This window comes from Pseudomonas sp. MWU349 (assembly GCF_017947325.1).
Taxonomy (GTDB): domain Bacteria; phylum Pseudomonadota; class Gammaproteobacteria; order Pseudomonadales; family Pseudomonadaceae; genus Aquipseudomonas; species Aquipseudomonas protegens.
Window position 1 is genome coordinate 749189 of sequence record NZ_JAFEVP010000002.1, and the last position, 26519, is coordinate 775707.

At 61.0% G+C, this 26519-nt stretch carries 23 protein-coding genes; 8 read left to right on the forward strand and 15 right to left on the reverse strand.

All coding sequences use genetic code 11. The features are described 5' to 3' along the window. Window positions 1-36 precede the first annotated feature (36 nt). Complete coding sequence (gene treP / locus KCG88_RS10660; protein ID WP_210712344.1) at window positions 37-1479, reverse strand: PTS system trehalose-specific EIIBC component; 1443 nt, start codon at window positions 1477-1479, stop codon at window positions 37-39. A 229-nt stretch (window positions 1480-1708) separates the two neighbouring features. On the opposite strand from treP, the gene treR reads away from it, so the two are divergent. Beyond that, a complete protein-coding gene (gene treR / locus KCG88_RS10665) occupies window positions 1709-2413 on the forward strand; it encodes a trehalose operon repressor (protein WP_011063188.1) in 705 nt (234 codons plus the stop codon). 11 nt (window positions 2414-2424) lie between these two features. On the opposite strand, the gene KCG88_RS10670 is transcribed toward treR, so the two are convergent. Further along, window positions 2425-2946 (reverse strand): hypothetical protein, encoded by a 522-nt coding sequence (locus KCG88_RS10670; protein ID WP_047289007.1) that lies wholly within the window; start codon window positions 2944-2946, stop codon window positions 2425-2427. Between the two features lie 5 nt (window positions 2947-2951). Beyond that, the gene (locus KCG88_RS10675; protein WP_047289009.1) at window positions 2952-3230 is read right to left on the reverse strand and encodes a hypothetical protein; all 279 of its coding nucleotides are present in this window, start codon (window positions 3228-3230) and stop codon (window positions 2952-2954) included. 758 nt (window positions 3231-3988) lie between these two features. Between KCG88_RS10675 and KCG88_RS10680 the strand changes: the two genes are divergently transcribed. The 3 genes from KCG88_RS10680 to KCG88_RS10690 all read left to right on the forward strand — a co-directional run bounded on the left by KCG88_RS10680 (window position 3989) and on the right by KCG88_RS10690 (window position 7850). Continuing rightward, the gene (locus KCG88_RS10680; protein ID WP_210712345.1) at window positions 3989-5650 is read left to right on the forward strand and encodes a hypothetical protein; all 1662 of its coding nucleotides are present in this window, start codon (window positions 3989-3991) and stop codon (window positions 5648-5650) included. Window positions 5651-5653: 3 nt separating this feature from the next. Then, window positions 5654-6748, forward strand: coding sequence for a hypothetical protein (locus KCG88_RS10685; RefSeq protein WP_210712346.1), 1095 nt, complete (start codon window positions 5654-5656; stop codon window positions 6746-6748). 97 nt (window positions 6749-6845) lie between these two features. After that, the gene (locus KCG88_RS10690) at window positions 6846-7850 is read left to right on the forward strand and encodes a DUF3883 domain-containing protein (protein WP_210712347.1); all 1005 of its coding nucleotides are present in this window, start codon (window positions 6846-6848) and stop codon (window positions 7848-7850) included. Window positions 7851-7923: 73 nt separating this feature from the next. Here the strand turns inward: KCG88_RS10690 and guaA are convergent, their stop codons facing one another. The 4 genes from guaA to KCG88_RS10710 form a co-directional block, all read right to left on the reverse strand. Continuing rightward, window positions 7924-9501 (reverse strand): glutamine-hydrolyzing GMP synthase, encoded by a 1578-nt coding sequence (gene guaA / locus KCG88_RS10695; RefSeq protein WP_047289103.1) that lies wholly within the window; start codon window positions 9499-9501, stop codon window positions 7924-7926. 104 nt (window positions 9502-9605) lie between these two features. After that, complete coding sequence (guaB, locus tag KCG88_RS10700) at window positions 9606-11075, reverse strand: IMP dehydrogenase (RefSeq protein WP_047289105.1); 1470 nt, start codon at window positions 11073-11075, stop codon at window positions 9606-9608. A gap of 116 nt (window positions 11076-11191) precedes the next feature. Beyond that, window positions 11192-11740 carry a sugar ABC transporter ATPase gene (locus KCG88_RS10705; protein WP_210712348.1) on the reverse strand — a complete coding sequence of 183 codons (549 nt, stop codon included), beginning with the start codon at window positions 11738-11740 and terminating at the stop codon, window positions 11192-11194. Between the two features lie 129 nt (window positions 11741-11869). Continuing rightward, window positions 11870-12640, reverse strand: a complete 771-nt coding sequence (locus KCG88_RS10710; protein WP_047337703.1) for a sulfite exporter TauE/SafE family protein — start codon at window positions 12638-12640, stop codon at window positions 11870-11872. A gap of 102 nt (window positions 12641-12742) precedes the next feature. Here KCG88_RS10710 and KCG88_RS10715 point away from each other — a divergent pair, with 102 nt between their 5' ends. From KCG88_RS10715 to leuA, 4 genes are all read left to right on the forward strand, one after another. Then, a complete protein-coding gene (locus KCG88_RS10715) occupies window positions 12743-13639 on the forward strand; it encodes a LysR family transcriptional regulator (RefSeq protein WP_047289111.1) in 897 nt (298 codons plus the stop codon). Between the two features lie 47 nt (window positions 13640-13686). Beyond that, a complete protein-coding gene (gene xseA, locus KCG88_RS10720) occupies window positions 13687-15066 on the forward strand; it encodes an exodeoxyribonuclease VII large subunit (RefSeq protein WP_047337704.1) in 1380 nt (459 codons plus the stop codon). Window positions 15067-15069: 3 nt separating this feature from the next. Continuing rightward, the gene (locus KCG88_RS10725; RefSeq protein ID WP_210712349.1) at window positions 15070-15891 is read left to right on the forward strand and encodes a peptidoglycan DD-metalloendopeptidase family protein; all 822 of its coding nucleotides are present in this window, start codon (window positions 15070-15072) and stop codon (window positions 15889-15891) included. Window positions 15892-16267: 376 nt separating this feature from the next. Further along, window positions 16268-17947 carry a 2-isopropylmalate synthase gene (gene leuA, locus KCG88_RS10730; protein WP_047289118.1) on the forward strand — a complete coding sequence of 560 codons (1680 nt, stop codon included), beginning with the start codon at window positions 16268-16270 and terminating at the stop codon, window positions 17945-17947. Between the two features lie 96 nt (window positions 17948-18043). On the opposite strand, the gene KCG88_RS10735 is transcribed toward leuA, so the two are convergent. From KCG88_RS10735 to ispG, 8 genes are all read right to left on the reverse strand, one after another. After that, window positions 18044-18451, reverse strand: a complete 408-nt coding sequence (locus tag KCG88_RS10735; protein ID WP_047289120.1) for a hypothetical protein — start codon at window positions 18449-18451, stop codon at window positions 18044-18046. 94 nt (window positions 18452-18545) lie between these two features. Next, the gene (locus tag KCG88_RS10740) at window positions 18546-19337 is read right to left on the reverse strand and encodes an amidohydrolase (RefSeq protein WP_047289122.1); all 792 of its coding nucleotides are present in this window, start codon (window positions 19335-19337) and stop codon (window positions 18546-18548) included. Then, window positions 19325-20473, reverse strand: coding sequence for a pyridoxal phosphate-dependent aminotransferase (locus tag KCG88_RS10745; RefSeq protein ID WP_210712350.1), 1149 nt, complete (start codon window positions 20471-20473; stop codon window positions 19325-19327). Before KCG88_RS10745 ends, KCG88_RS10740 begins: the two co-directional genes overlap by 13 nt. 187 nt (window positions 20474-20660) lie before the next feature. Then, window positions 20661-22133 carry a ribosome biogenesis GTPase Der gene (der, locus tag KCG88_RS10750; RefSeq protein WP_011063203.1) on the reverse strand — a complete coding sequence of 491 codons (1473 nt, stop codon included), beginning with the start codon at window positions 22131-22133 and terminating at the stop codon, window positions 20661-20663. 137 nt (window positions 22134-22270) lie between these two features. Further along, on the reverse strand, window positions 22271-23422 hold the full coding sequence (gene bamB / locus KCG88_RS10755) for an outer membrane protein assembly factor BamB (RefSeq protein WP_011063204.1): 1152 nt from the start codon (window positions 23420-23422) through the stop codon (window positions 22271-22273). Next, window positions 23415-24056 (reverse strand): tetratricopeptide repeat protein, encoded by a 642-nt coding sequence (locus KCG88_RS10760; RefSeq protein ID WP_011063205.1) that lies wholly within the window; start codon window positions 24054-24056, stop codon window positions 23415-23417. The genes bamB and KCG88_RS10760 overlap by 8 nt, the downstream gene beginning before the upstream one ends. 40 nt (window positions 24057-24096) lie before the next feature. After that, a complete protein-coding gene (gene hisS, locus KCG88_RS10765) occupies window positions 24097-25386 on the reverse strand; it encodes a histidine--tRNA ligase (protein WP_011063206.1) in 1290 nt (429 codons plus the stop codon). A gap of 23 nt (window positions 25387-25409) precedes the next feature. Continuing rightward, window positions 25410-26519, reverse strand: a complete 1110-nt coding sequence (ispG, locus tag KCG88_RS10770) for a flavodoxin-dependent (E)-4-hydroxy-3-methylbut-2-enyl-diphosphate synthase (protein ID WP_047289125.1) — start codon at window positions 26517-26519, stop codon at window positions 25410-25412.

Below are 26519 nucleotides of genomic sequence, written 5' to 3' on the forward strand. Positions count from 1 at the left end.
GGGCATTCGCCGGCGAGCCGGCGCCTAGAAGGCCGGTCAGGCCACTCGGTAGCCGGGACGGATGATCTTCAGGCTCAGGCCGCAGGTCAGGACGAACGGCACCACCAGGGCGACGACCATGCCGATCACGAACATCGGGATGTATTGCGGAATGATCGAGATGAACCCCGGCAGCCCACCGACGCCGATGGCCGAGGCCTGGACCTTGTTCAGCGAGAGGAAGATGCTGCCCAGGGCCGAACCGACCAGCGCGGCATAGAACGGAAACTTGTAGCGCAGGTTGACGCCGAACATCGCCGGCTCGGTGATGCCGAAGTAGGCCGAGATCGCCGAGGTCGAAGCCATGCTGCGGTCCCGGGCGTTGCGGCTCATGGTGAACACCGCCAGGGCCGCGCTGCCCTGGGCCAGGTTGGACATGACGATCATGGGCCAGATAAAGGTGCCGCCCTGGGTGGAGATCAGTTGCAGATCGACCGCCAGGAACATGTGGTGCATGCCGGTGATCACCAGCGGCGCATAGAGCAGGCCAAAGATCGCCCCGCCCACCACCGGCGCCAGGTCGAACAGGGTGACCACGCCTTCGGTGATCAGGATCCCCAGATGGCGGGTCACCGGGCCGATGATCGCCAGGGCCAGCACCCCGGTGACCACGATGGTGGTGATGGGCACCACCAGCAGGGTAATGGCGTTGGGCACCCGGGCCCGCAGCCATTTTTCGATCACGCTCATCACATAGGCTGCCAGCAGGATCGGCAGGATCTGCCCCTGGTAGCCGACCTTCTCGATCTGGAACAGGCCGAGGATGTCGAAGTACGGCAGGCTCTGGCCATCCAGCCCGGCCACGGCCTTGCCGTAGTTCCAGGCGTTGAGCAGGTCCGGGTGCACCAGCATCAGGCCCAGGACAATGCCGAGGATCTCGCTGCCGCCGAAGCGCTTGGCCGCCGACCAGCCCACCAGGGCCGGCAGGAACACGAAGGACGTGTTGGCCATCAGGTTGATCAGGCTCCACAGCCCGTCCAGGCCCGGGTAGGCCTCGAGCAGGGTCTGGCCCTCGATGAACATGCCCTTGGCACCCAGCAGGTTGTTCACCCCCATCAGCAGGCCGGCGATGATCAGGGCCGGCAGGATAGGCATGAACACATCGGAGAACACCCGCACCAGGCGCTGCATGGCGTGGGTCTTCTGCGCGCCCTTGTCCTTCACATCGGCAATGGTCGAGGCCGCAAGGCCAGTCTGCTCACGCAGCGCCGCATAGACCTTTTCCACTTCGCCGGGGCCGATCACAACCTGGAACAGGCCGCCGGTGAAGAACGATCCCTTGACCAGGTCGATCTGGTTGAGCGTGGCGCTGTCGACCCGGCTCGGGTCCTTCAGGGCCAGGCGCAGGCGGGTCACGCAATGGGCAGCCTGCTCGAGGTTGTCGGCGCCACCGAGGCTGTGCAGCAACTCGCTGGCGATCGTTGAATAGTCGTGGCTCATGCTCGTTCTTCCACCTGAGTTTTTTGTTATTGGCAGCACGCCGAGGAGGAAACTACTCGTCTGTACGAGTTAAATCAACAACTCGTACAGACGAGTTTGGATTTTTCTTCTGGCCAACGTTCGAAATGTGCTTTTCCGAGCCGACTCCGGCCTGCCAGGTACATGGACAAATACCCCGCGCAGCCCTTAAGGTGCCTGCCTTGAGCACAGCGCGGCGCAGAGCCATCCCATGAGCAAATACAACCAGATCTACAGCGATCTGCTTGCCAGCATCACCACCGAACGTCTGGAGCGTGGCGCCCGCCTGCCTTCGGAAAGCGAACTGATGGACAGCTACCAGGCCAGCCGCGGCACCGTGCGCAAGGCCATCGAACTGCTGCAGGAGCGCGGCTTCGCGCAGAAGATCCACGGCAAGGGCACCTTCGTGCTCTCGCCCAATCCCATCGAGTTCCAACTGGGCGGCATCGTCAGCTTCCAGGAAACCTATCCAGGCCTGGGGGATGACGTCAGCACCGAGGTGGTGGAGTTCAGCCAGTTTCCTCTCGAAGGCCCGCTGCGGGCCCATCTGCAAGCCGAAGAAGGCAGCCTGATCACCCGGATCAAGCGGGTCAGGCGCATTGACGGCAAACGGGTGATTCTCGACATCAACCACTTTGTCGCCGATCTGATTCCAGGGCTGGACCGGCAGATCGCCGAGCAGTCGATCTATGCCTACATCGAACAAACCCTGCAATTGAGCATCAGCTACGCCCAACGCACCATCGAGGCCAGCCCGCGGAGCAAGGACGACCAGCAGTTGCTCGACCTGGACGGCCAGAGCCACGTAATAGTGGTGAGCAACCAGACCTTTCTGCAGGACGGGCGCCAGTTCGAGTACACCGAATCACGGCACACCCTGGACAAGTTCTACTTCTCCGACGTGGCGCGGCGCTAAGCCCTGCACCGTCAGCCCAGCAGGGCCACCAGTTCACCGCTCAAGGGGCCGATGCGCTTGGATTCCTTGGCGGTGTTCACTTGCTGCGCCACCCGCGCCACCTCGATCACCGGGTGTTCGAGGGCATAACCGCCCTTGCTGTCCAGCCAGCTCAGGACCTCGGCCAAATGCCACAACGAAGTGCTGCCTTCATGGATCGCCAGGGGAAAGCTGTCGGCATGGCCGAGCATCAGCTTGCGCATGTTCTGCCGGGACACGCCGACTATTTCGGCGATCTCGCTGAGGCCGACAAAATCCGGGCTGGCCTCCACCAGCCGCGCTTCGGGAATGATTCGCTTGATATCCCCCAGGGCACTGAGCAGCGCCGCCTCGGCGCTCTCGGCCTCGCGACTGAACTCCAGGGCCAGGCGCCCGGCCAGGCCGGTGCCCACCAGGACGTCGGTGCAACCCGCCGCACCGAGGCGCTCCACCAGTTGCAGCGGATCGCAGCCCTCCAGCGGCAGCAGGTAGTTGAGGGTGAACAGGTATTCCATGGTGCTTACTCCTTGCGGGCTGCCGGCGACTTGGCTCCACGCAGCTGGTTCAGGGTGCAGTTGTCGATCACCCGGCATAACGCCCGGGCGTGCTGGGTCGGATTCTTCGGCGTACGCCATACGCTGGTGATGCAGAACTCGCCACAGCGGCACACTTCGTTGTTGTACGGGCAATAGATCCGCCCCCAGGCATGACCACCGCCGATCTCGATGCGCCAGCCCTGCCATTCGGCGTAGCGCAGGGCCATTTCAATGTCCTTCTTGGGATGAGTTGCACGAGCCATCCATAGCCTCCAGTATCGCCAGTCACACAAGGTTGTCAACCGACAACCTTATATCATCCGATCAAACCCCGCCGCGAACAAGCCGCAGCAAAAACAGGCGGGGGAAGACCCAAGGGTAGAGAGAAGCCCAGGACAAAGGGCCGAGCATGTCTTACGTGATATTGCCGGAAGGCGAAAAAGCGCCGTTTCTAAAGGTCCTGCAACACAAATGCCGATGTGTACCGGAGGCAATCCCCCAGAAACGACAATGGATCAAGCGCCGATCACTAGGCCCCGATCATTCCCACTCTATTATTAACAAGCAGGTAAACGTCAGGAAAAACGGCGCTTCTGGCGAGGCAATTAGTACAGAACCATGAAAAATACCATTTCACATCTCAGCGCATCATTCGTTATCTGTCGCGGTTTATGCCGTAGCAATCGGAAGTAAGTCCTCTTACTGACTCGCCTAATCTTCACAGGCACCCCCTTCGCTTTGCGAAACCTCGATCATACGTGGCGCCTCTCGCGCCATGACGTGAGCATCGAAGGGCGTCCTAATCAAGAATCGCCGATAACGCGAGCCTAGTCATATCCGTACTGGGCTGATAGTCCCCAGGCAGTGTCCGCCTGCGGTAAACCTTTGGTGGTATTTCTGAAATCCAGTGATCTGGAAGCACTGAGGTCTGCGGCTTGTGCCTGAACAATCAATAGTGGCCTAATAGTGTCTTTTTCGCCTTTTCCCTGCTGGGCAGGCTTCTTTCGACAAGGACCGTTGCATGACCTCCCAACCGACCCTGCAAGTCGATCCACTGCTCACGGCCAATCTCGATGCCCTGCTCAGCTCCGTGATCGATGCCGACCAGCGGCAGCTACAGATGCCAGCTGGCGCTCGGTCCGAACGGGAGACACTGAAAGACAAGCGCCTCCAGGAGCTGCTCGACCGCTGCCGCGAAGAAGCCCTGCAACAAGTGGTCGGCCCCTTCGGATTGACCCCGGCAATGTTCTCGGACATCGATGGTGGCAACGTCACCACCCAGCACAATGCTAACCAGGATATCTACGCCAAGGCATCCGAGCATTATGACCGGGAAGCCGACTACGATTACGCTGCCGCGAAAAAGCAGAAGATGAAGGATGCGGTGAGGGACGGCACGATGAATTCGCAAACCTTCATCGACACCTACACCAATGAAAATGCACCGACCAAGCGCACGGCCAAGTCAAATGGCAAGCTGGTGATGAACGCAGAGCTGGATCACACCATACCCCTGAAGCAAGCACACAAGGAAGGCGGCTGGATGCTTACTCCGGAGCAACGCAAGGCGCTGGCCTCGGAAAAAGACAACCTGCATTTCACCACCTTTGAAAATAATCGAGAAAAGAGTGATACCGCCGCAGAGACCGCGCTTTCTGCCGAAAACGGTTATGACGAATCCATTACCAAGCCGCTGATCGACAAGGCCCGCGCCGCCATCGACCAGCATCAGCCCGATACCAAAGACCGCTTGCTCTACCACGGCAAGGAGTTGGGCATTACAGGCGCGAAGGAATTCGGCAAGACAGGCCTCCGCAGGGCAGTGGGAGTGCTGTTGTTCGAGGTGGTCAACGGCAGCTTCGTCGAAGTGCACAAGGTGGTCAGCCAGCGTGACGATCAGCAGCCCCTGCTCGACCGTGTGATGGCAGCAGTTGAGCGTGTGCTCAAGCGCGTTCAGAGCAAGTTCAAGGCCGCCTTCGAGGCTTTCTTCGAAGGCGGCCTGCAAGGCCTTGTGAGCAACCTGCTGACCTTCCTAATCAACAACCTCATTACCACTTCGGCCAAGGTCGTGACGATCATCCGCGAAGGCATGCAGGAGCTGTTCAAGGCACTTAAGCTGCTGCTTTGGCCGCCCAAGGAGATGTCCGGCGCTGACGTCATGCGCGCCGTCAGCAAGAGCCTGGCCGGCCTGCTCACCCTCGGTGCCGGTATGCTCCTGGAGCAATCGATGAACACGTTCATCATCGGCATCCCGGTGCTCGCACCGCTGGCCGGCATGATTGCCCCGGTGCTCACCGGCCTTATGACCGGCCTCGCCAACGCCCTGCTGATGTACGCGATCGACTCGCTGATCGATTGGATGCTGGATAAGGGAACCGACTTCATCAACGCGCAGATCGATACCCTGCAAGCCACAGCCGAACTGGGCGAGCGCATGATCGAACAGGTAGAGCTGCAATTCCGGCTGTCGGCGCGCTACCGGATGATGGCCCAGCTCAATCAGCGTATCGCCGAGCGCTTCGACCAGGCAACCGAGGCCTCCCAAGCCTCGGTGCAGCACGCGCAAGGCACCATGGAAGAACAGGCTTCGACTATCGTCGCCCTATCCCAGGCCATCGATAGCAAAAAACAGTTCAACGAACGCCTCAGTTCGTTGCTTCAGCAGTTCAGGAAGGAAACATAAGGGATGTCCAAGGTCATTGCCCACCTCGCCAGCACCGTCCCAAGCGACGACCTGCTCGCCCGTATCGACATCGCCGAGGTGTACGAGAAATTCCACAGCACCTTCAAACGTCTAGACGATTTCAAGAGGGTGCGCGACGAACACGAGCAGCGTAACTTCCTAGGCCGGCTTTTTCATCGTGGCGAACTGAAGAACGCCCAGCTCGACGCCCAGCAAGTGCAGGCGGAATTCTCCAAAACTCTCGCCCAGTTGATGGTGATCAGCTCGCTGCAGGCGCAGCAACTGACCGAACAGCAGGGGCAACTGGCCGACCAGCAGAAGACCTTGGATGCCAAGGCCGAGGAACTGGCACGACAGAACACGCGCCTCGAACAGCACCAGGCCGTGATCAAGCACCAAGCCGCTGGCTTGCGCCAATACGTCACAGACCTGTTGAAAGTCCAAGGACTGACCGACGAACACGGCGAGATGCTGATAAGCATCGCCAAAGAAGTGATGGAAACCCGGGATCGTCTGCTGGCGGACTTTGACAATCGCATGCAGCAGATGCAGGGAGTTCTGGAAGAACAGCGGCAGTTGCTCCGGGAAGTCCTAGATGAGCAGGCGGGCACTTTGGAGCAGCGCCTCACGAAGTTGCAGCAGGCGGTCGACTCAACCCTGGAACAACGTCTCACGGCTGTAGAGCGAGGTCTGCTCGCCGTACTCGACGAACAACGCCGTGAAGCCGCCAGCCAGACCGAACGGCTCGATGCCGACTTAGCCTTTCAAGCGCAGCTGCGGGACGAGAATCACCGCGACCTTGAGCGCCAGCTCTCGGAACTGCGCGAAGTGCTGGCCGAACAGAGCCAAGCGCTACTTAACGAACGCAGCGAACGGCAGCAGGAGCGGGCCGAGCGTCAAGCCGAGGTACATGCCCTGCGCAACGAACAGAAGAGCGGCGAAACACGCTTGCGCCGCGAGCAGCGTCGTCTCATGGCCGGACTGTGCGGCTTGGCATTGGTGTGCGCGGGTGCCCTCGCCGGGTTCACCTTCTGGAACACGTCAAAGCCTGTTTTGGCCCCGGTCGAAATCCACGAATCTCAAATACCAGCGTCATGAGCAGCTTGTTCGGATCAGCGACTCAGGCCTGATCGTCACTCCACCAGTTTGCCTCGATTGCGAAAATGCAAAAACCTGCCCAAAGGAAAGGCATTACATGAATAAGGTATTGTGGGTCAAATTCGGGTGGTCAGAATATTATCGAGGAGGCGACATCGCCGGTAACTTTGCCTGGCTAAATCAGAATAGAGGCACGGAAAACGAAGGACGAGGCCATGAAGCGTACAACTTCATGCCAGATGTCGATGGGACTTACTACTGTTATGTTCCCCCTCAAGGAGGCAACTACGCGCCTTATCATGACGACCCGGAAGGATGGACGGTTGTATGTCTGGCCAAAAATCCGGCAACCCCAGGTATACACGTGGTCGGCTGGTACGAAAATGCGACTCTTCGTGGTGAGTGGATTGTCCGCCCGAACAACACCGACCAGCGACAGCAAATTTCCCCCCATCCTGCTTACGACTGGTCATATTGCATAACCAGCGATTCCGCTTACTTCATCCCGCCCGAGGAGCGAGTTCTGCCGTTCTCGGATCCATCCGTGAAACAGGGGAAGTACTCTTTTCTGGACGGCCCAAACGTTACGAAGACCGAGAACAAAGAAAGAGTGCAGGCTCGGCTCGAGAGCTTAATGACGCGCTTGGCCCTAGTCGCAGTACACAACCCCAATGAACACACCGTTTTTGACCCAGAACTAGATCAGGCCGACCCTCTTCGGGGATTTGGCAGCCCTGAACACCGTAAAGCCGTTGAGCTTGCAGCTGAGGACGCCGTGATAGCGTATTACATAGCACAAGGTTATGACTACCAGCGTACAACACACCTTCCCTGCGGATATGACTTTCTCTTCACGCGCAAAGAGTCAGAGCTACATGTCGAAGTTAAGGGTACGGCCGGCACGACACCGCGCTTTTTCCTCACACGTAACGAACACAACGCAGGATTAATGCTCAACCCAGACTGGAGGTTAGCCATGGTGATGTCAGCGCTATCTGATACGCCGCAGGTCATCGAGTACAATCCTCGCCAGCTAAAAGAGGCGTTTAATCTTGAGCCTTATGTTTACATCGGGACATTCGCGCCAAAACCCGAACCTTAATGTTTAACCCCTGTACCGCGACAAAAAACAAAAGCCCGCTGTTACGCGGGCGTTTGTTTATTACGAGGAGGGGTCACTCCCACTCAATCGTGGCCGGCGGCTTGCTCGACACGTCGTAGGTGACGCGGGAGATGCCTTCGATCTCGTTGATGATCCGGCCGCTGACGGTTTCCAGCAGCTCGTAAGGCAGGTGCGCCCAACGTGCGGTCATGAAGTCGATGGTTTCCACGGCGCGCAGGGCCACGACCCACGCGTAACGACGGCCATCACCTACCACGCCCACGGACTTCACCGGCTGGAACACCACGAAGGCCTGGCTGACCTTGTGGTACCAGTCGGCCTTGCGCAGCTCTTCGATGAAGATGTGGTCGGCGCGACGCAGCAGGTCGGCGTATTCCTTCTTCACTTCACCCAAGATGCGCACGCCCAGGCCCGGGCCCGGGAACGGGTGGCGGTAGACCATGTCGTACGGCAGGCCCAGTTCCAGGCCCAGACGGCGGACTTCGTCCTTGAACAGCTCGCGCAGTGGCTCGACCAGCTTGAGGTTCATTTCTTCCGGCAGGCCGCCCACGTTGTGGTGCGACTTGATCACGTGGGCCTTGCCGCTTTTCGCGCCAGCCGACTCGATCACGTCCGGGTAGATGGTGCCCTGGGCCAGGTACTTGATGTTTTCCAGCTTGCAGGATTCGGCATCGAACACGTCGATGAAGGTACGACCGATGATCTTGCGCTTCTTCTCCGGGTCCGACTCGCCGGCCAGGTTGTTGAGGAACTGCTCCTCGGCGTTGGCGCGGATCACCTTGACGCCCATGTTCTCGGCGAACATGGCCATCACTTGCTCGCCTTCGTGCAGGCGCAGCAGGCCGTTGTCGACGAAGACGCAGGTCAGCTGGTCGCCGATGGCCTTGTGCAACAGGGCCGCGACCACCGAGGAGTCGACGCCGCCGGACAGGCCCAGCAGGACGTTGTCGGTGCCAACCTGGGCACGGATCTGGGCAATGGCGTCCTCGGCGATCTTCGACGGGGTCCACAGCGCTTCACAGCCGCAGATGTCGAGGATGAAGCGCGACAGGATGCGACCGCCCTGCTTGGTGTGGGTCACTTCCGGGTGGAACTGCACGCCGTAGTAACGCAGGTCGTCGTTGAACATGCCGGCAATCGGGCAGCTCGGGGTGCTGGCCAGGATGTGGAAGTCTTCCGGCATCTTGGTGACCTTGTCACCGTGGCTCATCCACACGTCGAGGCCGAACAGGCCGTCGGCGTCGACGTGGTCTTCGATGCCGTCCAGCAGGCGGCTCTTGCCGACGACATCAACCCGGGCATAGCCGAATTCACGCAGCTCGGAACCTTCGACCTTGCCGCCCAACTGCTCGGCCATGGTCTGCATGCCGTAGCAGATGCCGAAGACCGGGACGCCCAGGTCAAACACCGCCTGTGGGCAGCGAGGGCTGTTGGCTTCGTGCACGGATTCGGGGCCGCCGGCGAGGATGACGCCTTTGGGAGCGAATTCGCGGATCGCTTCGTCGTCCATGTCGAACGGATGCAGTTCGCAGTAGACCCCGATCTCGCGCACACGGCGGGCGATCAGTTGGGTGTACTGGGAACCGAAGTCGAGGATCAGGATACGGTGAGCGTGAATGTCGAGGGCCATGGTCAGTCTCGTCTAATTTCAGAAACGACACGGGGCTGAAAAACACAGCCCCGGTTACTAAATTCGTCAATCGCCTCCGGGCCTTGGCCTGGAGGCGATCACTATCAACCTACGCGATAGTTTGGCGCTTCCTTGGTGATCTGCACGTCGTGGACGTGGGATTCAGCCATGCCGGCGCCGGTGATGCGGACAAACTCCGGCTTGGTGCGCATTTCTTCGATGTTGGCGCTACCGGTGTAGCCCATGGAAGAACGCAGGCCGCCCATCAGCTGATGGATGATCGCGGTCAGGGTGCCCTTGTACGGCACGCGACCTTCGATACCTTCCGGCACCAGCTTCTCGGCACCCGCGGAGGAGTCCTGGAAGTAGCGGTCGGAAGAGCCCTGGGCCTGGGACATGGCGCCCAGGGAACCCATGCCACGGTAAGCCTTGTAGGAGCGGCCCTGGAACAGCTCGATCTCGCCCGGAGCCTCTTCGGTACCGGCGAACATCGAACCCATCATCACGCAGGAAGCACCGGCGACGATGGCCTTGGACAGGTCACCGGAGAACCGGATACCGCCGTCGGCGATCAGCGGCACGCCTGTGCCGACCAGCGCCGCTGCAACATTGGCGATGGCGCTGATTTGCGGCACGCCAACACCGGCAACGATACGGGTGGTGCAGATCGAGCCCGGGCCGATACCGACCTTGACTGCGTCGGCGCCGGCTTCGGCCAAGGCCTTGGCGGCAGCGCCAGTGGCGATGTTGCCGCCGATCACCTGCACTTGCGGGAAGTTCTCTTTGACCCAGCGAACGCGGTCGATCACGCCTTTGGAGTGACCGTGGGCGGTGTCCACCACCACCACGTCGACACCGGCATTGACCAGCGCAGCAACGCGATCGCCAGTGTCCTTGCCAGTGCCGACCGCAGCGCCAACACGCAGGCGACCCTGGTCGTCCTTGCTGGCCAGCGGGTAAGCCTTGGCTTTCTCGATATCGTTGACGGTCATCATGCCCTTGAGAGCGAAGGCGTCGTCGACGATCAGTACACGCTCGATGCGGTGCTTGTGCAGCAGCTCGCGGACGGCGGTCTTGTCGGCGCCTTCCTTGACCGTGACCAGGCGCTCTTTAGGCGTCATCACTTCACGGACGCTGACTTCCAGACGGCTTTCGAAACGCACGTCGCGGGAAGTCACGATACCCACCAGGTCGCCGTTGTGCAGTACCGGCACACCGGAGATGTTATGCATGCCGGTCAGTTCGAGCAGGTCACGCACGGTGGCGTCGGCCTCGATGGTGATCGGGTCCTTGACCACACCGGCTTCGAAACGCTTGACCTTGCGCACTTCGGCGGCCTGCTGCTCGATGGTCATGTTCTTGTGGATGATGCCGATGCCGCCTTCCTGAGCCATGGCGATTGCCAGACGGGCTTCAGTGACGGTGTCCATGGCAGCGGAAACCAGTGGAATATTCAGCTCGATGCCACGGGTCAAACGGGTCTTAAGACTGACTTCATTAGGCAGTACTTCGGAATAACCGGGCACTAGGAGAATGTCGTCGAAGGTGAGGGCTTCTTGGCTGATACGCAGCATCGCGGGGGCTCCCGGGCGGGAAAATGGAAGCGCGCCATTATACTCAGACAGCTACCCGGGCTCAATGTAAAACTCTGGCTAATATCGCTGGAGTGATAGATGGAGATATCAGCGCGCTACAACTCGACCTTGACCCAACTAATCGGTTGATCCAGCCAGTCGGCGAACTCGTCGATAAAGCTCTGTTTAAAACCCGCTTCGGCCCAGTTGTTGAAGATAAAGCCCAAGTTGGAAAAGCCGCACTCCTGAAGAAACAGAAAGCCGTTGATGTCATCTTCATGACCGCATTCGGGGCAGGTGAAGTTATCGGTGCGCCCCGGCATCCAGTCTTCCAGACTCTCGAACAGCGCCTCGCCGATTTCCTGGCGGCATTCGGCACAGCCGGCTTCTTCGAGAAAGCCCTTGGCCGGGGTATAGATGCAGCGTTTGGTGATGATCTCCAGACCATTGATCGGCTCGCCGAAGGGCAGTGCCTCCGGCCGCAGCACCACCTCCCGTGCCCCCGGCGCAATCGCGTGGCCCATGCGATTGCCGGTGCGCCCGCAGGTGCTGAGGCTTTCCTCGACGATGTTCTTGCGCACCAGCCAGCGCACGATCGCCCGAGCCCGGGGCTCGTGCACCGGCAGGGTGGAAATTTTCGGGACGAGGATGCTTTGCGAGTTCATGGATAAGCCTGAAACGTGCGGGACAATACGAACGCTTGCGCCGGCAAGCCGACTCCTACCTTCAATTGTAAGAGGGCGTGCCAGCGAACGGATTGAAAGGCCCGCAGCTTAATCCCTGAACCCCGCAGGTCAAGTGCTCAGGTAGCGTCCGATCAGGGCAACGCCACTGGCCAGCACCAGCCAGGTCACCAGGCGCACAAAAGCCTCCCGTGACAGTTTCATCGTCAGCCGACGGCCAATCCACAACCCCAAGGCCATCGCCGGCAACAGGCATAGCGCCAACAGCAGCAGCGGCAACTCGGCATAGACCCCGGCCAAGGCGAACAGGCTCAGACGCACCACGGTGCTGCAACTGATCAGCGCACTCTGGGTCGCCCGCGCCGGGTCCTTGGGCAGGCGGCTGTTCAGGTAGATGGCATATAGAAAGCCGCCACTGCCGAAGAGTGCGCCAAACAGCCCACCGACAATCCCCATCGGCACCGCCCAGCCGGCCGCCAACTGGGTTGGACGCGCCTTCACCCACAGGCTGTAGATGGCGTAGGCACTGATAAACAGCCCCATCAATAGAAGCAGCAGATCGGACTTGAGGTTGAGTAGGAAAATCACCCCCAAGGTGCAGCCCAGCGCCATGCAGGGCAGCAACCGCAACAACTCGGGTTTTGCCACGTCCTTGCGCGACGGCAACAGGTTGCCGAAGGCGGCGACGAAATCCAGCAGCACCAGCAACGGCACGATCTTCGACAATGGCATGAACAGGATCAGGATCGGTCCCGCCACCAGCGCCGTGCCGAAACCGGCGATGCCAAATACGATGTACGCCAGCGCGATGCCCAGACCAATCGCCAACCAACCACCCGGGCCGAAAGACCACTGGTTCAAACCTTCGATTACCAAGCTCATCACTGCGACTTCTCCAACCGGATCAGCAATGACTTTAGCCAGCGACGAGCCTTGCGACTAATATCGTCAAAGCCTTCAACCCATCGCAAAAAGGCATGCCTTGTGATTTCAACCCGTCAACTGCGCTATTTCGTGGAAATTGCCGAGAGCGGTAGCTTCAGCGCGGCGGCAGAACGCCTGTTTGTCGCCCAGTCGGCCCTTAGCCGACAGATCAAGGAACTGGAAAGCCAGCTGCAAACCCCACTTTTCCAACGCACTGCCCGCCAGCCTCGGCTGACCGCCGCTGGTGAAGCCTTCCTGCCCAAGGCACGCAACCTGCTGAGCGAACTGCACAAGGCCGCGGAGCTGGCCACCCAGGTCGGCCAGGGGCAACTGGGCACACTGCGCCTCAGCCACTCAAGCACCGTGCCCATGAGCGGTCGTCTGCTTGGGGGTATCAGCGAGTATCTGCAGGCGTGCCCCGGAGCTTCGATGGATATCGTCAAGCTATCGTCCGAGGCGCAGTTGCAAGAACTCGCCGAAGGCCGGCTGGATGCTGGCCTGCTGCGCCTGCCGGTACTGCGCCAACGCGAGGGAGTGCAAATCGTGCCCTTGTTCAGCGAACCCCTGCTGCTGGCATTGCCGCCGCAGCATCCCCTGGCCCTTGATCCACCCGTTCACGGGGTGGAACTGGCACAACTGCGCAACGAAGCCTTTATTTCCATCCCCCATCCCCAGCGTGGGGGCTTGAGCTACCTCTCGGCCGAGTTGTGCATGCGCCAGGGCTTCTTTCCCAGGGCGGCGCGGGTGATGTCGCGCAAGACCACCCAATTGCAACTGATCCAGGCCGGCTTCGGCATCGCCCTGCTGCCCGAGTCGATGCAGGACATCGCCCCGGCCAGCATCCGCTTCCTGCCGCTGGCGGATGCCGATTGCCAGAGCACCGTGGCCCTCGCCTACCGACAGGAGCCAACGCCTCTGGTGGCGCAATTCGTCGAACATTTTCGCAATCACTTGTAGTTGATTTGCGTTGTTCCATTCAGAGACAGGCCTTTACACTGCGCCCCATGATTAAAGATCCCTTCGCACGACTCGGCCTGGACCGCGAGGTCCTCACCGTCACCCAGCTCAACGGCCGCGCCCGGGTGCTGCTCGAGGACGTGTTCAGCAATATCTGGGTGGAGGGCGAGATCTCCAACCTCGCCCGCCCGGCCTCCGGCCATGTGTACTTCACCCTCAAGGACAGCGGCGCCCAGGTGCGCTGCGCACTGTTCCGGCAGAACGCCGCGCGGGTCCGCCAGGCGCTGAAGGACGGCCTGGCGGTCAAGGTGCGGGGCAAGGTCTCGCTGTTCGAAGGGCGCGGTGACTATCAGCTGATTCTCGACACCGTGGAACCGGCCGGTGATGGCGCCCTGCGCCTGGCTTTCGATGCCCTGAAAGACAAACTCAGCGCCGAAGGGCTGTTCAGCGCCGAACGCAAAGTGCCCCTGCCGGCCCATCCGCAACGCATCGGCATCATCAGTTCGCCCACCGGTGCGGTGATCCGCGACATCATCAGTGTGTTCCGGCGCCGCGCACCGCAGGTCGTGCTGACCCTGATCCCTACCGCCGTGCAGGGCCGCGAGGCTACGGCGCAGATCGTCCGGGCCCTGCAGCTGGCCGACGCCCGGGGCTTCGACGCGCTGATCCTGGCCCGTGGCGGCGGCTCCCTGGAGGACCTCTGGTGCTTCAACGAAGAAGCCGTGGCCCGTGCGGTGGATGCCTGCGTGACACCGATCGTCAGCGCCGTCGGCCATGAAACCGATGTCTCCATCAGTGATTTCGTGGCCGACGTTCGCGCGCCCACGCCTTCCGCAGCAGCCGAACTGCTGGCCCCCGATTCCAGTGACCTGCAACGCCGGGTCGACAACCTGCAGCGACGCCTGGTGATGCGCATGCGCGACCGGCTGGTGCGTGATCGACTGCGCCTGGACGGCCTGGCCCGCCGCCTGCGCCATCCCGGTGAACGCCTGCGCCAGCAGGCACAGCGCCTGGACGACCTGGACATGCGCCTGCGCCGCGCCTTCGAGCGCAGCCTCAATACCCGTCGCGAACGCTTGATCCGCCTGGAAACCCGCCTGGGAGCCCAGCATCCAGGGCGGCAACTGACGCTGCTGCGCCAGCGCCTGGACAGCCTGGCCGAACGCCTGCCCCGGGCCATGCGCGAAGGCCTCAAGGGCCGCCGCCTGCAATTGCACAGCCAGATGCAGACCCTGCATGTGGTCAGCCCCCTGGCCACCCTGGGGCGCGGTTACAGCATCCTGCTGGACGATCGCGGGCAGGCCATTCGCAGTGCCAGCCAGACCCGCCCAGGCCAGCGCCTCAGTGCCCGCCTGGGCGAAGGCGAGCTGCAAGTACGCGTCGAAGACAACCACCTGACGCCCGTCACTCTTTCTCTACTGGATTGATCCATGCCGCGTTTTCTCTGCTCCCTGCTGTTGCTGTGCCTGGCCTTCAATGCTCACGCCGACAGCTACATCACCCGCCTGCTGAACAAACCCGTGCCCGGTGGCGTAGCGGTGGTCGACCTGGGCAGCGCCGCCCAGGCGCCCAAGGCCAGTTACCAGGGCAAGCCGGTACTGGTGGTGAGGGAGCAGAACAACTGGCTGGCGATTGTCGGCATCCCGCTGACGGTCAAGCCCGGCACTCAACAAGTAAGCGCCGGTGGGCGCAGCCTGAACTTCGTGGTAGGCAACAAGAAATACCCCGAGCAGCACATCACCCTGAAGAACCAGCGCCAGGTCAATCCGAACCCGGCGGACCTCAAGCGCATCGATGGCGAGTTGGCGGAACAGATCCGCGCCTACCGCAGCTTCAGCCCCAATACCCCGAGCAACCTGCTGCTGGACAAGCCGGTGAACGGGCCGCTATCGAGCAAGTTCGGCGTGCGCCGTTTCTTCAACGGTGAAGAGCGCAACCCTCACGCCGGCCTGGACTTCGCGGTGCCGGCAGGCACACCGATCAAGACCCCGGCGGCGGGCAAAGTGATCCTGATCGGCAACTACTTCTTCAACGGCAACACCGTGTTCGTCGACCACGGCCAGGGCTTCATCAGCATGTTCTGCCACATGTCGAAAATCGACGTGAAGAATGGCCAGTCCCTGGCCCGTGGCGCCGTGGTGGGCAAGGTGGGGTCGACCGGCCGCGCCACCGGGCCGCATATGCACTGGAACGTCAGCCTGAATGATGCGCGGGTCGATCCGGCCATCTTTATCGGGGCCTTCCAGCCCTGATCACGCGGCGCCGCTTACCTGCATCAGGCATTGATTCAGCGGCGAGCCGACGCCCACGGGGATTGCGCAGCCCAACTCGACTGCGCAATCGTTAGTATTCTTTCAAAGAATACCCAGCATAAAATCTCGATATGGCTTTGTTTTCGAGTATTCCTCTCAATTTTTTTCGACTGCTTGCCATCTCTCACCCCAGTGGTTAGGGTTGAGCACATGAAAACCTCTCACACCCTCATTCAGCGTCGTCAACACCGGAGCCTCTGCCTCGTCAGCGCACGACTGCCAGGCTGAATCGCGGTGCCTCATCCCCCTGCGTCAACCTCACTCTTGACTCACCGGCAGGCCGCCTCTTTTCGGCCCGGACAATAAGGATTTCTCCATGACCATGCTCAAAGACCCATCCTCCAAGTACCGCGCGTTTCCGACCATCAACTTGCCGGACCGTACCTGGCCGTCGAAAACCATCACCAGCGCGCCGATCTGGTGCAGTTCGGACCTGCGTGATGGCAACCAGTCGTTGATCGAACCGATGGATGCGGTCAAGAAGCTGCGCTTCTGGAAGACCTTGGTAGCTGTGGGTGTGAAGGAAATCGAAGCTTCCTTCCCCGCCGCTTCGCAAACCGACTTCGACTTCGTGCGCACCCTGATCGAAGGCGGGCACATTCCGGACGACACCACCATCCAGGTATTGACCCAGGCCCGCGAAGACTTGATCGCCCGCACCTTCGAATCCTTGCGTGGAGCGAAAAAGGCCATCGTCCACCTGTACAACGCCACCAGCCCTTCGTTCCGCCGCATTGTCTTCAACCAGGACAAGGCCGGTGTGAAAGAGATCGCGGTGAATGCGGCCAAGCTGTTCGTCAAATACGCCGCCCAGCAACCGGAAACCCAGTGGCAGTTCGAGTACTCGCCAGAGACCTTCAGCGCCACCGAGCTGGAGTTCGCCAAGGAAGTCTGCGACGCCGTGGTGGAAGTCTGGAACGCCACGCCAAGCAACAAGGTGATCCTCAACCTGCCGGCCACCGTAGAAGTCGCCACACCGAACATCTATGCCGACCAGATCGAGTGGTTCTGCCGCAACATCAACCGTCGTGACAGCGTGCTCATCAGCCTGCACACCCACAACGACCGCGGTACGGGCGTAGCCGCCACCGAGTTGGGCCTGATGGCTGGCGCCGACCGTGTCGAAGGCTGCCTGTTCGGCAACGGCGAGCGTACCGGTAATGTCGACCTGGTCACCGTGGCCTTGAACCTCTACACCCAGGGTGTGAACCCGGAACTGGACTTCTCCGACATCGACGGCGTGCGCAAAGTCGTGGAAGAGTGCAACCAGATTGCCGTGCACCCGCGTCACCCTTATGTCGGCGACCTGGTCCACACCGCGTTCTCCGGCTCGCACCAGGACGCGATCCGCAAGGGCTTCGCCCAGCAGAAAGCCGATGGCTTGTGGGAAGTGCCGTACTTGCCGATCGACCCGGCCGATATCGGTCGCAGCTACGAGGCGGTGATCCGCGTCAACAGCCAGTCGGGCAAGGGTGGTATCGCCTACCTGCTGGAGCAGGAATACGGCATCAGCTTGCCACGCCGCATGCAGATCGAATTCAGCCAGGTGGTGCAGCGGGAAACCGACCGCCTGGGCCTGGAAATGACCGCCCAGCAAATCCACGCGCTGTTGCACAGCGAGTACTTGCAGGCCAACACTCCCTACGCGCTGGTCAGCCATCGCCTGCAGGAAGAGAACGGCCACAGCGCCGTGGAAGTGGAAGTCTCGAGCAAGGGCCAGGGCGAAACCAACCTGCACTGGCGCGGCAAGGGCAACGGCGCCCTGGAAGCGCTGGTGGCCGGGCTGCCGGTTCCGGTGGAGATCATGGACTACAACGAACACGCCATCGGCGCCGGCACCAACGCCAAGGCGGCGGCCTACATCGAACTGCGGGTCAACGGTGAGCGTGCCGTGCACGGCGTCGGTATCGACGAGAACATCACCACCGCCAGCTTCAAGGCGCTGTTCAGTGCGCTGAACCGCTCCTTGAGCGAGCAGCAGGCCAAGGCAGCCTAAAGGCGCCAAAAGCGAAAGGCCCCGAGGAGCTCGACTCCCCGGGGCCTTTTTTATGCCGGAACAGATAACACCAGCTAAATGTCAGCAACGACGGTTTCAGGCATGCACATCAACGCTGAACATGGCTTGCAGCAAAGCCGCCTGCAGCACCTGCAAGGTGCTGTTGGTCACGGCGATCTGCGCCTGGACCTCCATCACTTGCTGGGCTTTCTGTTCGTCGCTGGCCTGGCCCTTCTGCACATTGGCCAATTGCGCCTGCTGTTCAGTCAGGGTTTTCTGGGTTTGCTCAATCTGTTTCTGCAGCGCCTTGACCGGATCACCACCGGCCTTTACTGCATCGATATTGGCATCGCCAGAGTTGACCCGCAGTTCCTTATCCTGGCCGTCCTTGCTTTCATCCACCGGCGCCAACGGGCTGGCGCCGTTGCCTTCGGCTTCAGTCGACGCAGTTTTGGGGGCCGACAGGGGGTAAGGATTGACGATGGTGGCAGTGATGGTAGTCATGGTTGATTCCTCCTGAACTGCTCCTGCTATCGGCCTTCACCCTCGAAGCTTGATATTCGCAACCTGTAAAAAAGTGTGCAGTGCCGAAGCGATCCTAAGTGAACATGAAGGTATCGGCGTCGAGGTTCGCCGGAAAGCGCGCACGGTAAGCCGCCAGTTCACCCGCGCTCAGGCAGACCTGGAAGACGCCATCGGCCTCTCCGGCGCTGAGCAGGGTTTCGCCCTGGTAGTCCAGAACCTGGCTGTCTCCGGTATAGGCAAAGCCCTTGCCGTCGGTGCCCACCCGGTTCACCGCCGCAACGTAGCAGAGGTTTTCAATGGCCCGGGCTGGCAGCAGGCGGTTCCAGTGCAAACGGCGGGCACCCGGCCAATTGGCGGTGTAGAGCAGCAGGTCGGTGTCCTGGGCGTCCCGGCTCCACACCGGGAACCGCAGGTCGTAGCAGATCAGCGGGCGAATACGCCAACCCTTGAGCTCGAACTGTACCTGCCGTTCCCCCGGCGTGTAGTGATTGTGCTCGCCAGCCATGCGAAACAGGTGGCGCTTGTCGTAGTGCCAGACCTCACCGTCAGGGCGCGCCCACAGCAAGCGATTGCGATGGCTGCCATCCGCTGCCTGGATTATCACGCTGCCGGTGATCACCGCATTCAGCTTCTTCGCCTGCCCACGTAGCCATTTGCTGGTAGGGCCATTCTCCGCTTCCGCGAGAGTCGCGGATTCCATGGAGAATCCGGTGGTAAACATTTCCGGCAGGATGATCAGATCTGCACCACGGGCCTGCTCCAGCAACTGCTCGAAATGCTCGAAGTTGGCCTGGCGGTCGTGCCAGGCCAGGGTGGTCTGGATCAGAGCCAGATTCAGATCGGGTAATGCACTCAGATCACGCATAGTTTCTCCGCTGCTTGGCGCAGCGTCTCCTCGCGCTTGGCAAAACACAGACGCACCAGACGCTGCCCCTGGGGCGGCTGCTGATAGAACACCGACACCGGAATGGCTGCCACGCCGTGTTCGCGGGTCATCCATATCGCCATGTCGACATCATTCAAGTCTGGACGAATCTGCGAATAGTCCACCAATTGAAAATAGGTACCCGACACCCGGTTGAAGCTGAAACGCGAGGCGCTCAGCAGATCGCAGAACAGATCACGCTTGGCCTGGTAAAAGGCCGGCAACTCTTCGACATGTTCCGGGTGCTCGGCCATGAAGTCCGCCAGAGCGTACTGCAAAGGCGTGACTCCGCAGAAGCTGACATATTGATGCACCTTGCGCAGCTCGGCGCTCAGGGCCGGTGGTGCAACCACATAACCGGTCTTCCAGCCGGTCACGTGGTAGGTCTTGCCGAACGAGCTGACCACGAAGGCCCGCTGATACAGCTCCTCATGGGCCAACACACTGACATGGGGTACGCCATCGAACACCAGGTGTTCGTAGACCTCATCACTGACCAGATAGATATCGCGATCACGGATCAGGGCAGCCAACTGGTCCAGCTCCGCGCGGCTGATCAAGGCACCACTGGGGTTGTGCGGCGAATTGAGGATGATCATCCGCGTGCGCGGACTCAGGGCTTCACCGAGTTTCTGCCAATCGAGGGCAAAGCCCTGCCCCGCCAACGACACATGCACACAACGCCCACCGGCCAGCTCCACCGACGGCTCATAGCTGTCGTAACTGGGGTCGAACACAATGACTTCGTCACCGCGCTGGATCACCGCCTGGATGGCACAGAAGATTGCCTGGGTCGCACCGGGGGTGATGGTCACCTCAGCGTCCGCATCGACCTGGACGCCATAGCTGCGGGCGATTTTCGCGGCGACCTGCTGGCGCAGTGCCGGTAGGCCGGTCATGGGTGCGTACTGGTTATGGCCATTGGCGGCATGCCAGCCAAGTGCATCACGCAGGGCTTGCGGGCCATCGAAATCAGGAAAGCCCTGGGACAGGTTGAGCGCTCCGGTTTCCACCGCGAGCTGGGACATTTGCGTGAAGATGGTGGTGCCGACATTCGGCAACTTACTGATGATCATGAGGATTCCCTGCTGAGCAGTCCGCACTACGGCGGCGCGGAGGTCCCCGAGAATAGCCCAAACGCCAGGCATGAAAAAGGGCGCCCGGGGCGCCCTCTTATCCACACAGTTCCCCTAGGAACTGGCTTGCCAGCGAAGCTCTGAAGCAGCGCCAGAGCTTCACCGGCAAGCAGGCCCCTGTAGCCGGTCAGCGCTTGTCGCGGCGCTTCTTGTCGGCCTTCTTGTGGTGCGACATCAAGCGACGCTTCTTGTTGACCTGGCGGTCGGTCAGCGTGTTCTTGTTGCCTTCGTACGGGTTCTCGCCGCCCTTGAACTCGATGCGGATCGGCGTACCTACCAGCTTCAAGACTCGGCGGTAGGTGTTTTCCAGATAGCGCACATAAGACTTGGGCACCTTCTCCACCTGGTTGCCGTGGATCACGATCAGCGGCGGGTTGGCACCACCCAAGTGGGCGTAGCGCAGTTTGATCCGGCGATTGTTGACCATGGGCGGCGCGTGCTCGCCAACGGCATCTTCGAGGATCTGCGTCAGGCGGCTGGTGGGCCAGCGGGTTACCGCCGACTTGAAGGAGTTCTGCACCGACTGGTAGAGGTTGCCCACACCGGTACCGTGCAGCGCCGAGATGAAGTGGATATCGGCGAAGTCGACGAAGAACAGCCGGCGTTGCAGCTCGGTCTTCACGTAGTCGCGCTCGCTCGGCTGCATGCCGTCCCACTTGTTCAGGGCGATCACCAGGGCCCGCCCGGCTTCCAGGGCAAAGCCCAGCAGGTTCAGGTCGTGGTCCACCACACCTTCGCGGGCGTCCATGACAAAGATCACCACGTTGGCGTCCTTGATCGCCTGCAGCGTCTTGACCACCGAGAACTTTTCAACTTCCTCGTGGATCTTGCCGCGCTTGCGCACACCGGCGGTGTCGATCAGAGTGTACTTCTCGTCGTTGCGCTCGAACGGGATGTAGATACTGTCGCGGGTGGTGCCGGGCTGGTCATAGACGATCACCCGGTCTTCACCGAGCATGCGGTTGACCAGGGTCGACTTGCCGACGTTGGGACGACCGATGATGGCGATCTTGATCCCGTCCTTCTCGCTCGGGCCCGGAATGCGCTTGGCTTCCTCACCCTCGGCAACGATCTCTTCCTCGCCTTCTTCCGGCTCGTCAGCGTCATCCTTGGGGAATTCGCTCAGGGCGATTTCCAGCATCTGGGTGATACCGCGGCCATGCGCACCGGCGATCGGGATGGCATCGCCCATGCCCAGCGGCGCGAACTCGGCGCGGGCCATGTCCGGGTCGATGTTATCGACCTTGTTGGCGATCACGTAGGAAGTCTTGTTACGTTTGCGCAGGTGCTCGCCGATCATCTGGTCGGCCGCGGTAAACCCGGCCTTGGCATCCACCAGGAACAACACCACATCAGCTTCTTCGATGGCCAGCAGCGACTGCTCGGCCATCTTTTCATCCATGCCATGCTCGTCACCGGAGATACCGCCGGTGTCGATCAGAATATAGGTACGCCCTTGCCACTTGGCCTCACCGTATTGGCGATCACGGGTCAGACCGGACAGGTCGCCGACAATGGCGTCGCGAGTCCGAGTCAGGCGGTTGAACAAGGTGGACTTGCCGACGTTAGGTCGGCCCACCAGGGCGATTACGGGAACCATGCGGCTCTCCACTGCGTTAATTCAGAAAATACAAAAGCCGCTGCGAGGCAGCGGCTGGTGCTCGGGGCAGCACTGCAGGAGCGAGCACGCTCGCTCCTGCAGTTCGCTTGGGGATCACCCCAAGCATAGTCAAACCATTACTTGATGGTCAGGGCTTCCAGTTTGCCGCTGTTGCCATACACATAAATCATGTCGCCCACCACCAGCGGACGGGCACGCAGGCCGTCGCTATCGATGCGCGTACGACCGACGAAGCGACCGTCAACCTGGCTCAGCAGGTGCAGGTAACCTTCCAGGTCGCCCACGGCTACGTAGCTGGAGAAGACTTCCGGTGCCGACAGTTGGCGGCGAGCCAGGGAGTCGTTGCTCCACAGCGCGGTAGTCGAACGCTCGTCCACGCCTTCCACGGTACCCGAGGACAGGCTGACATAAACGCTGCCGAACCCTTGGGCCACACCGGCGTAGCTGGAAGCATCACGCTGCCACAGTGGACGGCCGCTCTCCAGGTCCAGGGCAACCACGCGCCCCTGATAGCTGGCAACGTACAGGGTGCCACCGGACAGCAGCAGGCCACCGTCGATGTCCACGACCCGATCCAGTTCGGAACGGCCTTGTGGAATGGCGACACGCTGCTCCCACACCGGTACGCCGTTGCGAATATCCAGCGCGACCACCTTGCCGGTGGAAAGACCGGCCAGGGCCAGACGGTTGGTCGCCAACGGCGCACTGGTGCCCCGCAGGGTCAACACCGCTGGAGTGCTGTCGTAGAGCCAGATCTGATGACCGGTGCTGGCTTCAAGGCCAATCACTCGGTCGTCCTGAGTCTGCACCACCACCACGTCACCGTTGGTGGCTGGTGGAGCCAGCACTTCACTGGTCACACGGGCACGCCATTTCTCTTCACCGCTGGAGGCATCCAGGGCAACCACTTCGCCTTTCAGAGTGCCGATCATGACCAGCCCATAACCCACGCCCACGGCGCCGGAAACAGGAAGTTCGAGATCTTTCTTCCATTTGACGTCGCCGTTCATGCGATCCATGGAAACCACCACACCGGTGACGTCGGCGGCATAGATGGTGTCACCATCGATGGCCGGCACCAGCATGTTGTAGGTTTCACCCTGACCGTCACCGATCGAACGGCTCCACTGCTTCTGCAGGACCACTTCTTCTTTAAAGTCGACCAGTTCCGCCGGTGGCAGTTCTTTCTTGCTGTTGCTGCTGCAACCCGCGGCCAACAAGGCCAGAGCCAGCAATGCTGCATGTTTCCAACGGATCACGTCATGCATCCCCTTTGGCCAGGTCGTCCAGCTTGATTTGTAGGCCACCGACTGCTGCTTCGTCCGAGAGCGCCGCCTTGGCTTTTTGGTATGCCGCATGGGCTTCGTCCACACGGCCCAGCTGGACCAGCAGATCGCCCTTGAGTTCTTCACGAGTCGCCAGGAATGCCTTGTCGGCATCGCCGTCGAGCAGCTTCAGAGCCTCGTCGGCCTTGTTCTGCGCCGCCAGCACCTGCGCCAGGCGCTGACGCGCCACTTCACCCAGGGTCGGGTTGGCGGGCTTGTCGGCCACGGCCTTGAGCTGTGCCGCTGCATCGTCCAGCTTGCCGGTGTCTACTGCCACTTTGGCCACGAACAGGTTGCCGTACTGCGCGTAGGCAGTACCGCCGAACTCGCTGTTGAGCTTGCCCGCCAGGTCCGTAACACGAGCGGCATCCGGCTTGCCATCCGGCGTCAGGGTAGTTTCCAGCAGTTGCTGATAGAGCACCGAAGCGCCTTGCGACTGATTGTTCTGATACTTGTGCCAGGCTTGCCAGCCGAACACGATAACCAGGGCCAGCAGGCCGCCAGTTACCAGGGGTTTGCCGTTACGCTGCCACCAGTCTTTCAATTCCGCCAGCTGTTCATCTTCGGTACTCGACACCCCAATACTCCTTATTCGCTAAATCGGCTGTTTGACAGCTTCAACCCTGCACGACGCAGGTGGCCAGGTGCGCAGCGAGTGCATCCCAGGCAATGCTTTGTTGTTCGCCCTGGCCACGCAGGGGTTTGAAACCTACCACTTGCTGGGCCAGTTCGTCGTCACCGAGGATCAGCGCATACAGCGCGCCGCTCTTGTCGGCCTTCTTGAATTGGCTCTTGAAGCTGCCAGCACCGGCATTGATCTGCAGACGCAGGTTCGGCAATTGATCGCGAACACGCTCGCTCAGCGCCAGCGCAGCCAGTTCGGCGGCCTCACCGAAGGCGCAAAGGTAAACGTCGACCTGGCGCGAGATCTCTTCCGGGACCTGCTCCAGGGTTTCCAGCAGCAGCACCAGGCGTTCGATCCCCATGGCAAAGCCAACGCCCGACGTAGGCTTGCCGCCCATCTGCTCCACCAGGCCATCGTAACGGCCACCGGCACAGACGGTGCCCTGGGCACCGAGCTTGTCGGTGACCCATTCGAAAACGGTCTTGCTGTAGTAATCCAGCCCGCGCACCAGCTTGGGATTGATCACATAGGGGATACCCGCAGCATCCAGGCGGGCCTTGAGGCCTTCGAAGTGCACGCGGGACTCTTCGTCCAGGTAGTCGGCCAGCTTGGGCGCATCCACCAGCACGGCTTGAGTGTCCGGGTTCTTGGTGTCCAGCACCCGCAGCGGGTTGGTCTTCAGGCGGCGCTGGCTGTCTTCGTCCAGCTTGTCCATGCGCGCCGACAGGAACTCCACCAGCGCGTCGCGATAACGCGCACGTGCTTCGGCGGTACCCAGGCTGTTGAGTTCGAGCTTGACCGCATCACGAATGCCCAGCTCGCCCCACAGGCGCCAGGTCAGCACGATCAGTTCAGCGTCGATGTCCGGCCCGTCGAGGTTGAATACCTCGCAACCGATCTGGTGGAACTGGCGATAACGGCCTTTCTGCGGGCGCTCGTGACGGAACATCGGGCCGATGTACCAGAGTTTCTGCACCTGGCCACCGCCGGTAATGCCGTGCTCCAGCACCGCACGGACACAGGCAGCGGTGCCTTCCGGACGCAGGGTGAGGGAGTCGCCGTTGCGATCTTCGAAGGTGTACATCTCTTTTTCGACGATGTCGGTCACTTCACCGATGGAGCGCTTGAACAGCTCGGTGAATTCGACGATCGGCATGCGGATCTGCTTGTAACCGTAGTTATCCAGCAGGCGCGCCACAGTACCCTCGAAATAACGCCACAGGGGCGTCTGCTCGGGCAGGATGTCATTCATGCCACGAATGGCTTGCAGAGACTTGCTCACAAAAAATCCTTAAATACGTTCGGTTAGCCGCGAGCGATCAGCGCTGCGTCGGCTTCGACCTTTTCGGCCGCCTTCTGCCGGATCAGCTTTTCAAGCTCGTCCACCAGATTGTCATTGGTCAGTTTCTGTGCCGGCTTGCCATCGATGTAGATCAGGTTCGGTGTGCCGCCGGTCAGGCCGATGTGCGCCTCTTTGGCTTCACCCGGGCCGTTGACCACGCAACCGATCACTGCAACATCCAACGGCACCAGCAGGTCTTCAAGGCGCCCTTCCAGCTCGTTCATGGTCTTCACCACATCGAAGTTCTGCCGCGAGCAGCTCGGGCAGGCGATGAAGTTGATGCCACGGGAACGCAGGTGCAGGGACTTGAGAATGTCGTAGCCGACCTTCACTTCCTCGACCGGGTCGGCCGCCAGCGAAATGCGAATGGTATCGCCAATTCCTTCGGCCAGCAGCATACCGAGGCCGACGGCGGATTTCACTGTGCCTGAACGCAAACCACCGGCTTCGGTGATCCCCAGGTGCAGGGGCTGGATGATTTCCTTGGCCAGCAGGCGGTAGGCCTCGACGGCCATGAACACATCCGAGGCTTTCACGCTGACCTTGAAGTCCTTGAAATTCAGGCGTTCCAGGTGCTCTACGTGACGCAGGGCCGACTCCACCAATGCGGCCGGGGTCGGTTCGCCGTATTTTTTCTGCAGGTCTTTTTCCAGGGAGCCGGCGTTGACCCCGATACGGATCGGGATCCCGCGATCACGGGCAGCATCCACCACCGCGCGCACCCGGTCTTCACGACCGATATTGCCCGGGTTGATCCGCAGGCAATCGACGCCCAGTTCGGCCACGCGCAGCGCGATCCTGTAGTCGAAGTGGATGTCGGCCACCAGCGGTACCTTGACCTGCTGCTTGATCCGGCCGAACGCCTCGGCAGCGTCCATGTCCGGCACCGAAACCCGCACGATATCGACACCGGCGGCTTCCAGGCGGTTGATCTGGGCAACGGTTGCCGCTACGTCATTGGTGTCGCTGTTGGTCATGCTCTGCACCGCAATCGGGGCATCGCCTCCGACCGGTACCGAGCCGACCCAGATCTTGCGGGATTCGCGACGCTTGATTGGAGATTCGCCGTGCAT

What these genes read in the sequence shown, in the direction of transcription:
- treP (WP_210712344.1), bottom strand. Translation starts at nt 1,479, where the DNA reads ATGAGCCACGACTATTCAACGATCGCCAGCGAGTTGCTGCACAGCCTC.
- treR (WP_011063188.1), top strand. Translation starts at nt 1,709, where the DNA reads ATGAGCAAATACAACCAGATCTACAGCGATCTGCTTGCCAGCATCACC.
- KCG88_RS10670 (WP_047289007.1), bottom strand. Translation starts at nt 2,946, where the DNA reads ATGGAATACCTGTTCACCCTCAACTACCTGCTGCCGCTGGAGGGCTGC.
- KCG88_RS10675 (WP_047289009.1), bottom strand. Translation starts at nt 3,230, where the DNA reads ATGGCTCGTGCAACTCATCCCAAGAAGGACATTGAAATGGCCCTGCGC.
- KCG88_RS10680 (WP_210712345.1), top strand. Translation starts at nt 3,989, where the DNA reads ATGACCTCCCAACCGACCCTGCAAGTCGATCCACTGCTCACGGCCAAT.
- KCG88_RS10685 (WP_210712346.1), top strand. Translation starts at nt 5,654, where the DNA reads ATGTCCAAGGTCATTGCCCACCTCGCCAGCACCGTCCCAAGCGACGAC.
- KCG88_RS10690 (WP_210712347.1), top strand. Translation starts at nt 6,846, where the DNA reads ATGAATAAGGTATTGTGGGTCAAATTCGGGTGGTCAGAATATTATCGA.
- guaA (WP_047289103.1), bottom strand. Translation starts at nt 9,501, where the DNA reads ATGGCCCTCGACATTCACGCTCACCGTATCCTGATCCTCGACTTCGGT.
- guaB (WP_047289105.1), bottom strand. Translation starts at nt 11,075, where the DNA reads ATGCTGCGTATCAGCCAAGAAGCCCTCACCTTCGACGACATTCTCCTA.
- KCG88_RS10705 (WP_210712348.1), bottom strand. Translation starts at nt 11,740, where the DNA reads ATGAACTCGCAAAGCATCCTCGTCCCGAAAATTTCCACCCTGCCGGTG.
- KCG88_RS10710 (WP_047337703.1), bottom strand. Translation starts at nt 12,640, where the DNA reads ATGAGCTTGGTAATCGAAGGTTTGAACCAGTGGTCTTTCGGCCCGGGT.
- xseA (WP_047337704.1), top strand. Translation starts at nt 13,687, where the DNA reads ATGATTAAAGATCCCTTCGCACGACTCGGCCTGGACCGCGAGGTCCTC.
- KCG88_RS10725 (WP_210712349.1), top strand. Translation starts at nt 15,070, where the DNA reads ATGCCGCGTTTTCTCTGCTCCCTGCTGTTGCTGTGCCTGGCCTTCAAT.
- leuA (WP_047289118.1), top strand. Translation starts at nt 16,268, where the DNA reads ATGACCATGCTCAAAGACCCATCCTCCAAGTACCGCGCGTTTCCGACC.
- KCG88_RS10735 (WP_047289120.1), bottom strand. Translation starts at nt 18,451, where the DNA reads ATGACTACCATCACTGCCACCATCGTCAATCCTTACCCCCTGTCGGCC.
- KCG88_RS10740 (WP_047289122.1), bottom strand. Translation starts at nt 19,337, where the DNA reads ATGCGTGATCTGAGTGCATTACCCGATCTGAATCTGGCTCTGATCCAG.
- KCG88_RS10745 (WP_210712350.1), bottom strand. Translation starts at nt 20,473, where the DNA reads ATGATCATCAGTAAGTTGCCGAATGTCGGCACCACCATCTTCACGCAA.
- der (WP_011063203.1), bottom strand. Translation starts at nt 22,133, where the DNA reads ATGGTTCCCGTAATCGCCCTGGTGGGCCGACCTAACGTCGGCAAGTCC.
- bamB (WP_011063204.1), bottom strand. Translation starts at nt 23,422, where the DNA reads ATGCATGACGTGATCCGTTGGAAACATGCAGCATTGCTGGCTCTGGCC.
- ispG (WP_047289125.1), bottom strand. Translation starts at nt 26,519, where the DNA reads ATGCACGGCGAATCTCCAATCAAGCGTCGCGAATCCCGCAAGATCTGG.